The following is a 12276-nucleotide window of genomic DNA, read 5'->3' as shown; positions in this document are numbered from 1 at the left end:
AGCAGCGTCCGCCCGCCGCGCCCACCGGACCGGTTTCGTCCGCGCCGGGACGGCGGCCGCCGTCCCGGCGCGGCGAGGCGGCACCGCGGGCGGCCCGTCCCGGAAGGCCCCTCCGGACGGGCCGCTCATGCCCCCGGGTCCGGGTGCACCGGCTCGACGACGCCGGCGCGCGCGGCCTCCAGCTGCGCCGCGAAGGCCAGGCCCAGGAACAGCGCCACCCCCGCCAGGTTCGCCCACAGCACGAGTGCGACGAACGCGGTGAGCGGCCCGTACACCGCGCCGAACGAGCCGCTGCGCTCGACGTACAGGGCCAGCAGCCAGGTGGCCGCCACCCACAGGGTCAGGTGCACGGCGGAGCCGAAGGCCAGCCAGGTGTAGCCGGGCTGACGGCGGCGCGGGGCCCAGCGGAAGATCGCCGCCGAGGCCGCCCAGGCCGGCAGGACCCCGGCCGGGATCCGCAGCCACTGCCACGCGCTGCGCAGACCCTCGCCCCAGCCGAAGACCTCCGCCAGCGAACCGCCGACTGCCTCACCGGCCACCAGCACCAGGAAACCCGCCGCCATGGGGGCGCCGGCGGCCACCGACAGCACCGTGCTGCGCCGGTACTTGCGCAGGAACGGCCGGTCTCGCTCGATGCCGTAGATGCGGTTGGCGCCGCGCTCGATCTGGGCCGTCGCCGACCCCAGGTTCACCACCGCGAACCCCAGGCCCAGCCACATCGCGACCGCTCCCCCGACGTCGCCGGCGCTGCGCCGCGTCTCGTCGAGCGCCTCCTCGATCAGGCCGCTGCTCGCACCGGGGGCGATCCGGCCCAGCGTCAGCTCGACCACGTGCCCGACGCTCTCGGTGTGGAGGGTGGTCGCCACGCCCACCAGGCCGATGGCCAGCGGCACCAGGGCAAGCACCAGCTGCAGGGCGAGCGCCCGGGCATGGCTGAAGCCGTCCGCGTAGCGGAAGCGCGAGAAGGCGTCCAGGACGAGCTTGCGGCCGCCGTAGTGGCGCAGCGCCGCCCACGCCTCGTCGCCGGACAGCTCGTCCCCGGCCATGTCCCGCGTCTGCGGGACGTGCACCGCCGTTCCCATCGGCCCCTCCTGCCCTCCGCCCTCCCCTACCCCGCGGCGGCGGACCTGCTCCCCGGCCCGCGCAACGGGTGCGTCACCGGTCGGCGGACGTGCCGGCGGGCAGCAGCGTCTCCTCGACGAACTCCCGCACGTGGGCGAGGGCCTGCGCCCGCCCGGTGCCCGGCAGGCCGACCGCGACGTGGACGCTGAAGCCGTCCAGCAGGGCGCGCAGCCGGGTGGCGGAGCGGTCCGGGTCCACGGCACGCAGCTCCCCGCGCGAGACGCCCTCGGCGAGGAGGGCCGCCAGGTCGCGGTGCCAGGCCCCCTCGATGGCGGCCTGGCGGGCGCGCGCGTCGTCACCGGCGTTCTGCGACCGGTTCCAGACCTCCAGCCACAGGGTCCAGTGCGGGTCGCGGGGCCCGTCGGGCACGTAGAGGCCGACGTACGCGTCCAGGCGCTCCCGCACCGGCGCCCGCCGGGACAGCAGCGCACCGCGCTCGGCGCCCAGGCGGCCCTCGCTCCACTCCAGGGTCTGCAGCAGGAGCTCGTCCTTGGTGCGGAAGTAGTAGAGGAGGTGGCCGCTGCTCATCCCGACCTCGCGGCCGAGCCCGGCCATGGTGAGCCCGTCGAGCCCGCGTTCGGCGACGGTCGCCATGGCTGCGGCGAAGACCTTCTCCCGGGGCGGCGCGGGGGTGCGCCGCCGTGCGGGCGGAGTCACGCGGCGGCCTCCCCGTCCGGGAGGGCGCCGCCCCGGGACGCGCCGGATCCGTGGCCGTGGCCGTGACCGTGGGCGTGGCTGTGGCCGTGGTTCATGTGGTGACGGGCCCCGGGGGTGGGGATGCCGTGGGCGGGAAGCGGTGGGTTCACCCCTACGTTCTACCCGATCACCCGCGCACCCTGGGCTGCTGCTGGGTGATGCAGTGGACGCCGCCGCCTCCGGCGAAGATCGGGCGGGCGTCGACCTGGACGACCTCCCGGTCCGGGAAGAGGCGGCGGAAGACGCCGGCCGCGGTCTCGTCGCGCGGGTCGCCGAAGGCGCACAGCACGACGCCGCCGTTGCAGAGGTAGTGGTTGATGTAGGAGTGGTCGACCCACTCCCCGTCCTCCCGCAGGACCGTGGGGGCAGGGACCTCGACCACCTCCAGGCGGCGGCCGCGGGCGTCCGTCTGCGACCGCAGCAGTTCCACATTGGCCCGGCAGGGCTCGTGGTCGGGGTGGGACGGGTCGGGCTGGGTGTGGGCGACGACGACGCCCGGGCGGGCGAAGGCGGCGACGATGTCGACGTGGCCGCGCGTGCCGTACCGGCCGTAGTCGGCGGTCAGCCCGCGCGGCAGCCATATCGCCTTCGTCGTGCCGAGACGGGCGTGGATCTCGGCCTCGACCTCCTCGCGGCTCCACCCCGGGTTGCGTTCGGGGCCGAGCTGGACGGTGTCGGTGAGCAGGACGGTTCCCTCGCCGTCGACGTGGATGCCGCCGCCCTCGTTGACGAGCGGGGAGGAGAGGACGGGGACCTCCGCGAGGCCCGCGACCTCGCGGGCGATCGCCGCGTCGTGCTCCCAGCGCGCCCAGTCGGCCGCCCCCCAGCCGTTGAACGTCCAGTCGACGGCCGCGAGTGCGTCGCCGTCGGTGACGAAGGTGGGGCCGATGTCGCGCATCCACGCGTCGTCCAGGGGGCGTTCGACCAGGTCGACGCCGGGGCCGAGCAGTTCGCGGGCGGACGCGGAGTCCCGGGCGCCGCGACCACCGTCACCGGCTCGAATCGGCGCACGGCGCGGGCCACCGCGGCCCAGGCCTCACGGGCGGCGGCCAGCTCCCCGGCTCCGGCGAAGGTGGGGTTGGGGCGGGGCCAGGCCATCCAGGTGCGCTCGTGCGGTTCCCACTCGGCGGGCATGCGGAAGGCGGGCGGGGTCATGGAGGGGTTCCTCACAGGAAGTAGAGGCGGTTGAGGGGGACGGTGTCGGCGGGGTCGGAGCGGACCGGTTCGCCGTCGAGGGTGACCAGCCCGGTGCGGGCGTCCACGGCCACGTCGCCGAGGCGGGAGTTGAGGTGCAGGTCGGCCGGGCCGATGCCGCGGGTGCCGCGCACGGCGACCCTGCGGCGGCGGGTGGGCATCGCGTCGGCGCCCGCCTGCGCGGCCGCGTCCGAGACGAAGGCCACCGACAGGTCGGCCGCCGTCGCGCCGTGCGCACCGAACTGCGGTCCGAGGACGAGCGGTTCGCAGGTGTCGGTGGCGGCGTTCGGGTCGCCGGTCACCCCGTACGCCGGGAAGCCCGACTTCAGGACGAGCTGCGGCTTCGCGCCGAAGAACTCCGGGCGCCACAGCACGATGTCGGCGAGCTTGCCGACCTCGATCGAGCCGATCTCGTGCGCGAGGCCGTGGGCGATCGCCGGGTTGATCGTCAGCTTCGCCAGGTAGCGCAGGACGCGGGCGTTGTCGTCGCAGTCCCCGTCGCCCTCCAGCGGGCCCAGTACGGCCTTCATCCTCCCCGCCACGGCGAGGGTGCGGCGCACGGTCTCGCCGGCCCGCCCCATGCCCTGGGCGTCCGAGGAGGTGATGCCGATCGCGCCGAGGTCGTGCAGGACGTCCTCGGCGCCCATCGTCCCGGCCCTGATCCGGTCGCGGGCCATGGCCGCGTCGCCCGGCAGGTCGGGCTTGAGTCCGTGGACGGAGACGATCATCCCGTGGTGCTCGGCGATCGCGTCGCGCCCGAAGGGCAGGGTGGGGTTGGTGGAGGAGCCGATGACGTTCGGCACCCCGGCCATCCGGAGCACGTCGGGGACGTGGCCGCCGCCGCAGCCCTCGATGTGGAAGGCGTGGACGGTGCGGCCCTCCAGCACGCGCAGGGTGTCCTCGACGGCCAGGCACTCGTTCAGTCCGTCGCTGTGCAGGGCGACCTGCACGTCGTGCTCCTCCGCGACCCGCAGCGCCGTGTCCAGTGCCCTGGCGTGCGCGCCCATGTCCTCGTGGACCTTGAAACCGCAGGCGCCGCCCTCGGCGAGCGCCTCCACCAGCGGGGCGGGGTGCGAGGACGAACCGCGGGCCAGGAAGCCGATGTTGACGGGCCAGGCGTCGAAGGCGTTGAAGGCGTGGCGCAGCGCCCAGGGCGAGTTGACGCCGACGCCCCACACAGGGCCGAACTCCTGGCCGACGATCGTGGTGACCCCGGAGGCGAGCGACGCCTCCATGACGCGCGGCGACAGCAGGTGCACGTGGGTGTCGACGGCGCCGGCGGTGGCGATCAGGCCCTCGCCGGAGACGATCGAGGTGCCCGTGCCGACGACCACGTCCACGTCGTCGAGGGTGTCCGGGTTCCCGGCCCGTCCGAGGGCGTGGATGCGCCCCTCGCGGATGCCGACCGACATCTTGCGGATGCCCTGCACGGCGTCGAGGACGAGCACGTTGCTGATCACGACGTCGCAGGTCTCGCGCACGGCGGCGGCCTTCAGGTGCAGGCCGTCGCGGGCCGTCTTGCCGAATCCGGCCAGGAACTCGTCGCCCGGCAGCTGCGCGTCGGACTCGACCCGCACGACCAGCCCGGAGTCGCCGAGCCGGACCCGGTCGCCCGCGCGGGGGCCGTGCACGGAGGCGTACGCGTACGGGTCCATCACGCCTCCTCCGCGCCCAGGTAGCCGCAGGCCGCCGCCCTGCGCAGCGCCTCCTCCTTCGCGCCGGGCGCGTCCAGCGGGCCGTCGACCAGGCCCGCGAAGCCGACCGCGACCCGGTCCCCGCCGATCGGCACGAGCCCGACCTCGGTCTCCCCGCCCGGGTCGAAGCGCGCCGAAGAGCCGGCCGGGACGCACAGCCTCATGCCGTAGGCCGCCGCGCGGTCGAACCGCAGGCGCGGGTTGGCCTCGAAGAAGTGGAAGTGCGAGGTGACGCCGACGGGCACGGCGGCGGTGTTCCGCACGGTCAGCACGAGGGCCGGTTCCGGTTCGGCGTGCGCGGGGCCCGGCAACAGCGCGCCCGGGGCGTCCTCTCCCCCGCCGCCGCCGATCGGGTCGGTGACCACCGCGAGCCGGGTGCCGTCGTCGAAGACGGCCTCCACCTGCACCTCGGTCACGATGTCGGCGACCCCGGGCAGGACGTCGCCGGGGCCGAGGACCGAGCGGGCCGCCTCGATCGCCTCCGCGAGCCGCCGGCCGTCGCGGGCCGCCTCGCAGACGGTGTCCGCGATCAGGGCGGTCGCCTCGGGGACGTTGAGCCGCAGCCCGCGGGCCCGGCGGGTCCGGGCGAGCTCGGCGGCGCCGAAGAGCAGCAGCCTGTCGCGTTCCGTGGGGGTCAGTCGCACGTCACCACACCTCCTGTTTGAGCACCACTCTAAACGGAGGCCGGGACTGAGTGCATCCCCATCTTTTTTGGGGATGCACTACTTGAGCAATGCTCCAAGAGCGCGACGACGGAGGAGGCGGGGAGCGGCTGCGGCTGCGGCTGCGGTTGTGACTGCGGTCCCGAACCGGTCGGCCGTCGGCCGGTCCGGGACCGCAGCCGGGCGTCACTCCTCCCGGAGGACGGCCTGCAGGAAGTCCCGGAGGATCGCGTCGAAGGCGTCCGGGCGCTCCATGTTGGGGTAGTGGGCGGTGCCCTCGACGGTCGCCGCCCGGCCGTCGGCGACGGTGCGCACGAGGCGTTCGGCCATGCCGATGTGGTCGTCGCTGTCGAGGCCGCCGTTGACCGCCAGCACCGGGACCGTGATCCCCCGCGCCCGCTCCCAGGTGCCGGTCACGGGCACGGACCACACCGGCTCGTCGGCGGTGTGCTTGGTGATCGTCCGCACGGCCGCCTCCCGCAGTCGCCGCACGACGTCCGGGTCGACGTCGTCGAGCGTGCGGTGCGGCCCCGCCGCCATCAGCAGGAACGCCTCGACCCAGCCCTCGACGTCACCGGCGGCCAGTGCGCGGCCCCAACTGGCCAGCACCTCCTTCGACCAGGGATCCCGGAACTCGGGTTCACTGGTCCCGACGCCGCTGACGACCAGCGCCCGCACCAGGTCGGGGTGTTCCAGCGCGGTGTCCACCGCGGTGCCCCCGCCCATCGACAGCCCGACGAGGACCGCGGGGCCGGCGTCGAGGTGGCGCAGCAGCGCCGCGAGGTCGTCGGTGAAGCGGAACGGTCCGTCCGCGTTGGAGGACGCACCGTGCCCGCGGGCGTCCGGCGCGACCACCCGGAAGTCCTCGGCGAGGGAGGCCACCTGGTCGTCCCACATGCCGTGGTCCAGGAAACCGCCGTGCAGCAGCACCAGCAGCGGACCCGTGCCGACGTCGCGGTAGGCGAGGACGGCGTCTCCGGTCTCGAGTGAGAACACGTCAGAAACAGCATTCATGACAACCAAGGTGTCATTCTTGCGCCGGGTTGGCAACCGGGGTGTCATCCTGGTGGGGTGAACGACGCAGAGCCTCCCCTCCCTCCCGACGAGCTCGCCCACCGGCTCACGGACGTCTTCGCCCTCGTGGGCCCGCTGTACCGGCGGGTGCTGCGCGCGGTGGAGCGGAACGCGCCGACCGAAGGGCTGTCCGTGGGCGTGCGGGCCGTACTGGACCTGCTGCGCGGGAACGGCCCCATGACGGTCCCCCAGATGGGCCGCGCCCAGGCGCTGAGCCGGCAGTTCGTGCAGCGCACGGTCAACGACGCCGCGGCGCGGAACCTGGTCGAGACCGTCCCCAACCCCGCCCACAAACGGTCCCCGCTGGTGCGGCTGACCGACGACGGCAGGGCCGCCATCGACGCGCTGACCGCCCGCGAGCACGCCCTGCTGCGGCAGACCGGCGGCGACCTCACCGAATCCGACGTGGCGGCCTGCACCCGGGTGCTCGGCCGGATGCTCGAGCTCTTCGACCACGTCGACGTGGACTGAGGCGCACGGCGGGAGCGCCCGGCGCAACCTTCGGCCGGGGTCGGCCGCCCTGATGTACGGAGGGACCAACCGGTGGTCCCGCGCACGGGGGAGACGACGATGGACGCAGACCGGATGAACACCACGGACTCCGACGCCCCGGAGGAGGAGCAGCGGGAGACGGCCGCAGAGCCGGCCGACGGCACCGGCACCGACTGGGCCGGCCCCGGAGGCACCGAGGCCTGACGGCGCACGACGGGGGCGCCCGGCGGCCGCGGGCGCCCGGCCCGGCCCGGCCCCGGAGGCGCCCGAGGGTAGTACCGGGGCATGGGGCAGACTTGCCGGTATGAGCAATGAGGTCTCCTGCGGCGTGCGCACGATGATGTGGCGCCGCGGAGGGGAGGTCGTCGAGGGCTTCCCCCTGGAGAAGGTCTCCGACTGCCTCCAGGAGGAGGGCGCGCTCGTCTGGGTCGACCTGTGCGCCCCGGACGGCAGGACGCTGGGCGCCCTGGCCGACGAGCTCTCGCTGGACCGGCACGCGGTCGAGGACGCCCTGGCCTCCACGGAGCGGCCGAAGGCGACGCGGCACGCGTCGCACACGTTCGTCACCGTGTACGCCACGCGACTGGAGGCCGACGGCGATCCGGGGCCCGGCAGGATCGAGTCGCGGCTGGAGACCAGCCGGGTCTCCGCGTTCGTCCTGCCCAACGGCGTGGTGACCGTCCGCCACGACGACCGCTTCGACACGGACGAGGTGGTGCGGCGCTGGCAGGACCACGGCTACCTTCCGGAGAACGGCCCCGGAGCGCTGCTCCACGGGCTCCTCGACGTCGTCGTGGACGGGCACCTCGACACCGTCCGGGTGATGGACGAGATGATCGAGTCGCTCGAGGACGGCCTGTTCGACGAGACCTCCTCCCCCCGCGTGCTGCAGCAGCGCACCTACCGGCTGCGCAAGGAACTCGTCGGGCTGCGCCGCGTCGTGCTGCCGATGCGCGACGTGGTCGGCGCGGTGGTGCGGCACCGCGCGGACCTCCACGGCCTCGGCGGCGAGCTCGACGGCTGGTACGCCGACCTGTACGACCACACCCTGCGGGCGTGGGAGTGGACGGAGTCGCTGCGCGAGATGGTGACGACGGTCTTCGAGACGAACCTCGCCCTGCAGGACGCCCGGCTGAACACCGTGATGAAGAAGCTCACCGGCTGGGCGGGGATCATCGCGGTGCCGACGGCGGTGACGGGGTGGTTCGGCATGAACGTGGCCTACCCGGGGATCGGCAGGACGTCCGGCTTCCTCGCCAGCACCGTCGTGATCTCCGTGCTCGTCGTCTCGCTCTACGTGGTGTTCAAGCGCCGCAACTGGCTCTGAGCGCGCCCCGGCGGGCGGATCCCGCCGACGGCGCCGGGGCGGGGTGGCGGGGTGGCGGGGTGGCAGGGCCGACGATGGGGCCGGGTGGCGGGGTCGGGTACCCTTGCCGGAGCGAAGGGGAGTAGTCCCGAAACACCGGCCGGTCGACATACTGGCCCCTCAGGGGGCCCGGCCGCCGGGCCGCCGCGCGGAGCGCGGCGGTGGACGAGACCTTCGGCCACGGCACGGCATGCCCACCCCGGGTGGGCGGCAACCACCCCATCGTGCCGGGCCGAGTGGTCCTCCCGCCGCCCTCCGGGTGTTGCGCGAAGTCCCGGGCCCGGCCCCGACAGAAAGCCACCGGAATGACTTTCGCGCCCCTTGCGGCCGTCACCGCCTTCGGGTTGATCTTCCTCGCCGAACTCCCCGACAAGACGATGTTCGCGTCGCTGGCCATGGGCACCCGCATGCGCCCCCTGTACGTCTGGTTCGGCACCGCGACCGCGTTCGTCGTCCACGTCGCGATCGCGGTGGGCGCCGGCGGGCTGCTGGGCCTGCTGCCCGACTGGAGCGTGAAGCTGGTCTCCGCCTCGCTGTTCGCCTTCGGCGCGTTCATGCTGCTGCGCGGCGGTGGCGCCGACGGGGAGGAGGACTCCGGCGGCGCACCCGTGACCGGGTTCTGGCCGGTGTACTCCACCGCCTTCACGGCCGTGTTCATCAGCGAGTGGGGCGACCTGACCCAGATCACCACCGCCAACCTGGCCGCCGCCAACGACCCCTGGTCCACCGCGGTCGGCTCCGCCGCCGCGCTCATGAGCGTCTCGGCCCTCGCCCTGCTCGCGGGCCGCTTCATCGCCAAGCGGGTCCCCCTCAAGACCGTCCAGCGCATCGGCGGCCTGTGCATGCTGGGCCTGGCCGTCTGGACCCTGGCCGAGCTCTTCACCGGCTGACGCCGCCCCCTCCCCGGCCCCGGCCCGCGCCCCTCCACCGGCCCGCGCCCCCGGTCCGACCCGCCGACGCGGGCGGTGCCGGGGGCGCGGGCCGTTTCACTGCTCCGCGGCCCGGCGGACGCGGCGGGAGGGGGTGAAGGCGTACAGGTCCAGCACGCCGGGCGGGTCGGCGAGGCCGGGGCCGCCCTGCCGTATCCAGGCTGCGATGTCGTCGACGGCGCCGGGGTCGTTGACCAGGCCGAGCCAGACCGGGCGGCCGCCGGCCCCGCGGCCCTCCGCCGACGGCTGAACGACCACGACGTCGGCCTGTTCGCAGGCGTCCAGGCATCCGGTGACGCGGACCTGCGCCTCGCCGTCGAGGGAGGCGCGGAGCCGGGAGAGCTGCTCGGCGTGGTCCGTGCCGGGGACCTTGGCGGTCCCGCAGCAGCAGCCCCGGCAGACGGTGACCGTGCAGCGGTCGGCCCCGCCCGCCGGCGGGCGCGCGTTCTCCCTCCGCGTGCGGCGGCTCACCGGCCGCCCCGCCCCCGCCGCCGGCCGCCGACGCGTCGGCGGCGGCCGCACCCGGGGTTCCGGTGGGGACGGCCTCGTCGCGGGCCCGGTCCCATGCCTTGTCGCGCAGCAGGCGCAGGCCGTTGAGGCCGACGATGACGGTGGAGCCCTCGTGCCCGGCCACGCCCAGGGGCAGCGGCAGGGTGCCGGCCAGGTCCCAGACGACCAGGCCCGCGATGAACACGCCCGCGACGACCAGGTTCTGGACGACCAGGCGGCGGGCACGGCGGGACAGGGCCACGACGGCGGGGACGGCGGCGAGTTCGTCGCGGACGATCACCGCGTCGGCGGTCTCCAGCGCGAGGTCGGAGCCGGCCCGGCCCATGGCGATGCCGGTGTGGGCCGCGGCCAGCGCGGGGGCGTCGTTGACGCCGTCGCCGACCACCAGCACCTTGTGCCCGGCGGCCTGGAGGCGGGTGACCGCGTCCACCTTGTCCTGGGGCAGGAGGCCGGCGCGGACGTCGGTGATGCCGGCCTCGGCGGCCAGCCGGGCGGCGGCCCGCGGATTGTCCCCGGTGACCAGCACCGGGCCCGTGCCGGTGAGCGCGGTCAGGGCGGCGACGGTGGCGGCGGCGTCCGGCCGCAGGCGGTCGGCGACGCCGAGCACGCCGACCGGGTCGCCGTCGCGCAGGACCAGCACGGCGGTGCGGCCCTCCGCCTCCAGGGCGGAGGCCGCGCCGCGGGCCGCCGCGGCGCGCTCGCCGGTCAGTCCGTCCAGCAGCCGCTCCGGGGTCCCGACGGCGACCTTCGCCCCCTGCACGGTGGCGGTCACGCCGAGGCCGGGGGTGGAGGCGAAGTCCTCCGCCTGCGGGGGGCGCAGGCCGCGGAGGCGGGCGGCGGCGACGACGGCCCGGCCCAGCGGGTGCTCGCTCGGGTACTCGGCCGCGGCCGCGAGGGCCAGCAGGGCGTCCTCGTCCGGACGGCCTTCCCGGCCGGCCGCCGCCAGGGGGCGCACCTCGGTGACGCGGGGGGTGCCCTCGGTGAGGGTTCCGGTCTTGTCCAGTGCGACCCGGTCGACCTGCCCGAGGTGTTCCATGACCACGGCGGACTTGACCAGCACGCCGTGCCGTCCGGCGTTGGCCACCGCGGACAGCAGGGGCGGCATGGTGGCGAGCACCACCGCGCACGGCGAGGCGACGATCATGAAGGTCATGGCCCGCAGCAGGGCGGACCGCAGGTCGTCGCCGAGGACCAGCGGCAGCACGAACAGCGCCACCGTGGCCGCGACCATGCCGATCGAGTACCGCTGCTCGATCTTCTCGACGAACAGCTGGGTCGGGGCCTTGGTCTCCGCGGCCTCCTCGACCATCCGGACGATCCGGGCGATCACCGAGTCCGACGGGTCCCGCTCCACCCGCACGCGCAGGGCGCCGGTGCCGTTCAGGGTGCCGGCGAACACCTCGTCGCCCGGCTGCTTGGCCACCGGCAGGGGCTCACCGGTGATGGTGGCCTGGTCGACCTCGCTCGCGCCGTCCAGGACCCGGCCGTCGGCGCCGACGCGGTCCCCCGGCCGGACCAGGACGGTGTCGCCCACGGCGAGGCTCCCGGTGGGGACGTCCTCCTCGGCCCCGCCGGGCAGTACGCGGGTGGCCGTGGCGGGGGCGAGGTCGAGCAGGCCGCGCACCGAGTCGGCGGTGCGGGCGGTGGCGACGGCCTCCAGGGCGCCGGAGACGGCGAAGATGACGATCAGCAGCGCGCCGTCCAGGACCTGCCCGATCGACGCGGCGCCCAGTGCGGCGACGACCATCAGCAGGTCGACGTCCAGCGTCCTGTCCTTCAGCGCCTTCAGGCCCTCCCATCCCGGCTCCCAGCCGCCGGCGGCGTAGGTGAGGGCGTACAGCGGCCCCCACGCCCACGCGGGGGCGCCGAGCAGGTGGAGCGGCAGCGCGGTCAGGAACAGTGCCAGCGCGGCCGCCGCCCAGCGGACTTCGGGCAGCGCGAGGGCCCGTGTGCGGCGCCCGGGCGCGGGCGCGCCCCGTGTGCCGGCCGGATCGGGCCGGGTGAGGGTGGAAACCATGGCAGCGGAAGGCCCTTCGTGATGGGAGGCGAGGTCCGTCCCGCCCAACATACAGGAATACATGAACAGCTATTCATTTTTCGAGGTCCGTAGGATGGGAGCATGGGCCACGGAGTCAGCACCCCCGCACAGCACGCCGCCCCGCGCACCCGCCTGGACCCGGGCAACGCCCCGAAGGTCGCCGCCACACTGCAGGCACTGGCCACCCCGTCCCGGCTGCTGATCCTGGCCCGGCTGCGCGAGGGGCCCTGCGCGGCGACCGAACTGGCCTCCGCGGTCGGCATGGAGCAGTCGGCCTGCTCGCACCAGCTGCGCCTGCTGCGCAACCTCGGCCTGGTCACCGGCACCCGGCAGGGCCGCTCCGTGGTCTACACGCTGTACGACAACCACGTCGCCGAACTCCTCGACCAGGCCCTGTACCACGTCGAGCACCTGCGCCTCGGCCTCACCGACACGCCCGCGGGGCCGGACGCCGGAGCGGACGGCGAACCGGACACCGCTCCGGGCACGGCCCCGTAAC

12 protein-coding genes and 2 pseudogenes are annotated in these 12276 nt (G+C 75.1%); 5 read left to right on the top strand and 9 right to left on the bottom strand.

Going from position 1 to position 12276, the window contains the following annotated elements; translation table 11 throughout:
- Window positions 1-125: 125 nt before the first annotated feature.
- The 7 genes and pseudogenes from GQS52_RS26545 to GQS52_RS26515 form a co-directional block, all read right to left on the bottom strand.
- Entirely contained in the window at window positions 126-1082 is a 957-nt protein-coding gene (locus GQS52_RS26545; protein ID WP_182316073.1) for a YihY/virulence factor BrkB family protein, read from the bottom strand.
- Window positions 1083-1155: 73 nt separating this feature from the next.
- On the bottom strand, window positions 1156-1779 hold the full coding sequence (locus GQS52_RS26540) for a TetR/AcrR family transcriptional regulator (protein ID WP_182316072.1): 624 nt from the start codon (window positions 1777-1779) through the stop codon (window positions 1156-1158).
- Window positions 1776-1928 carry a hypothetical protein gene (locus GQS52_RS26535; RefSeq protein ID WP_182316071.1) on the bottom strand — a complete coding sequence of 51 codons (153 nt, stop codon included), beginning with the start codon at window positions 1926-1928 and terminating at the stop codon, window positions 1776-1778. The genes GQS52_RS26540 and GQS52_RS26535 overlap by 4 nt, the downstream gene beginning before the upstream one ends.
- Before the next feature lie 17 nt (window positions 1929-1945).
- Window positions 1946-2973 (bottom strand): annotated as a pseudogene (locus GQS52_RS26530) (agmatine deiminase family protein).
- A gap of 11 nt (window positions 2974-2984) precedes the next feature.
- On the bottom strand, window positions 2985-4667 hold the full coding sequence (locus GQS52_RS26525) for an urease subunit alpha (RefSeq protein ID WP_182316070.1): 1683 nt from the start codon (window positions 4665-4667) through the stop codon (window positions 2985-2987).
- Window positions 4667-5350: an urease subunit gamma gene (gene ureA / locus GQS52_RS26520; protein WP_182316069.1), complete on the bottom strand. Its 684-nt coding sequence runs from the start codon at window positions 5348-5350 to the stop codon at window positions 4667-4669. Before ureA ends, GQS52_RS26525 begins: the two co-directional genes overlap by 1 nt.
- A gap of 204 nt (window positions 5351-5554) precedes the next feature.
- Window positions 5555-6382: an alpha/beta hydrolase gene (locus tag GQS52_RS26515; protein ID WP_259371001.1), complete on the bottom strand. Its 828-nt coding sequence runs from the start codon at window positions 6380-6382 to the stop codon at window positions 5555-5557.
- Window positions 6383-6439: 57 nt separating this feature from the next.
- Between GQS52_RS26515 and GQS52_RS26510 the strand changes: the two genes are divergently transcribed.
- The 4 genes from GQS52_RS26510 (at window position 6440) to GQS52_RS26500 (ending at window position 9190) form a co-directional block, all read left to right on the top strand.
- The gene (locus tag GQS52_RS26510; protein WP_182316067.1) at window positions 6440-6913 is read left to right on the top strand and encodes a MarR family winged helix-turn-helix transcriptional regulator; all 474 of its coding nucleotides are present in this window, start codon (window positions 6440-6442) and stop codon (window positions 6911-6913) included.
- A 99-nt stretch (window positions 6914-7012) separates the two neighbouring features.
- On the top strand, window positions 7013-7138 hold the full coding sequence (locus tag GQS52_RS28130) for a hypothetical protein (protein ID WP_259371000.1): 126 nt from the start codon (window positions 7013-7015) through the stop codon (window positions 7136-7138).
- A gap of 100 nt (window positions 7139-7238) precedes the next feature.
- Entirely contained in the window at window positions 7239-8261 is a 1023-nt protein-coding gene (locus tag GQS52_RS26505; RefSeq protein WP_182316066.1) for a magnesium transporter CorA family protein, read from the top strand.
- A 344-nt stretch (window positions 8262-8605) separates the two neighbouring features.
- Window positions 8606-9190, top strand: coding sequence for a TMEM165/GDT1 family protein (locus GQS52_RS26500; RefSeq protein WP_182316065.1), 585 nt, complete (start codon window positions 8606-8608; stop codon window positions 9188-9190).
- A 96-nt stretch (window positions 9191-9286) separates the two neighbouring features.
- Here GQS52_RS26500 and GQS52_RS28125 read toward each other — a convergent pair whose 3' ends face one another.
- Both GQS52_RS28125 and GQS52_RS26495 read right to left on the bottom strand, forming a co-directional pair.
- Window positions 9287-9700 carry a (2Fe-2S) ferredoxin domain-containing protein gene (locus GQS52_RS28125; protein WP_259371209.1) on the bottom strand — a complete coding sequence of 138 codons (414 nt, stop codon included), beginning with the start codon at window positions 9698-9700 and terminating at the stop codon, window positions 9287-9289.
- An 82-nt stretch (window positions 9701-9782) separates the two neighbouring features.
- Window positions 9783-11756, bottom strand: a pseudogene (locus GQS52_RS26495) (heavy metal translocating P-type ATPase); the annotation flags it as partial.
- A 102-nt stretch (window positions 11757-11858) separates the two neighbouring features.
- Here GQS52_RS26495 and GQS52_RS26490 point away from each other — a divergent pair.
- A complete protein-coding gene (locus GQS52_RS26490) occupies window positions 11859-12275 on the top strand; it encodes a metalloregulator ArsR/SmtB family transcription factor (RefSeq protein WP_182316064.1) in 417 nt (138 codons plus the stop codon).
- Window position 12276 lies beyond the last annotated feature (1 nt).

It is taken from the genome of Streptomyces sp. SCUT-3, from assembly GCF_014083985.1.
Classification (GTDB): Bacteria; Actinomycetota; Actinomycetes; order Streptomycetales; family Streptomycetaceae; genus Streptomyces_H; species Streptomyces_H thermolineatus.
This window is presented reverse-complemented; position numbering and strand designations above follow the sequence as displayed.